Source organism: Escherichia sp. S10b (assembly GCF_028421345.1).
GTDB lineage: Bacteria > Pseudomonadota > Gammaproteobacteria > Enterobacterales > Enterobacteriaceae > ECMA0423.
Window position 1 is genome coordinate 1 of the sequence record NZ_JAHZSO010000133.1, and the last position, 892, is coordinate 892.

At 53.9% G+C, this 892-nt stretch carries 2 protein-coding genes; both read left to right on the top strand.

Annotation, left to right across the window (positions count from 1 at the left end; translation table 11 throughout):
• The coding region (locus FTE26_RS08545) for an Ig domain-containing protein (RefSeq protein WP_272457548.1) at window positions 1-409 on the top strand (409 nt) is incomplete at its 5' end.
• A 60-nt stretch (window positions 410-469) separates the two neighbouring features.
• Window positions 470-856, top strand: a complete 387-nt coding sequence (gene gpG, locus FTE26_RS08550; protein WP_001774464.1) for a phage tail assembly chaperone G — start codon at window positions 470-472, stop codon at window positions 854-856.
• The last annotated feature ends 36 nt before the right edge of the window (window positions 857-892 follow it).

Sequence of the window (892 nt, forward strand, 5' to 3'; positions counted from 1 at the left end):
TCCCAACGGCACTGTTGATGTTTTCCGTGGCTGGCTGAGCTCACTGGGTAAAACCATTGCCTCAAAAGACGTGATGACCCGCACTGTGAAAATCAGCGGTGTGGGGCGTCCGTATCTGGCAGAGGAAGGTACTGAAACCGTGAGCGTTACCGGGCTGACAGTATCACCGGCATCTGCCAGTGTAAAAGTGGGAGCAACCACCACGCTGACCTTTACAGTAAAACCTGACGGAGCCAGTGACAAAGCGATCAGTGTGCATTCGTCAGATCCACAGACTGCCACGGTTACCCTGAACGGACTTGTGGCCACGGTAAAAGGCGTGAAGCAGGGCAGTGTCAGCATTGTGGGCATGACCGCTGACGGGAATTTTGTGGCTGTGGCTGCGGTGACTGTCAGCGCAGCAGGTTAACAGGACGATACTCATCATTTGCCCCGGTTATTCGGGGCTTTTTTGCAGGTGGAGAACATGATGTTTCTGAAACAGGACACGTTTAATTATGAAAAACAGTCCGTGGTGCTCAGTGAGCTGTCCGGGCTGCAGAGAATTGAATATCTGATGTTTGTTCAGCAGCGAACGGCAAAGTTTGATGCCGGGGAGGGAGAACTGCCGGAGGCTGAACGACAGATTGCTTTTCTGCGGATGGGGATGGATATCAATGCCTGGCTGGTTTCCCGCTCACTGTGGAATGCGGAACAGTCTCAGGATGTTGAGACGCTTTACGCATCCGTTATTACAACATGGTCGTATGATGCCCTGGGTGCGGGGGCGGAGATGGTTCTGTCGCTGAGCGGTATGGGGGCCATTGATAATGCCGGGGATTTGGAGCATGAGGTGCTGACGCCGGAAAAGTCCTGACGCGGGAAATGCAGTTTGTCATGCGGCTTGCCCGGG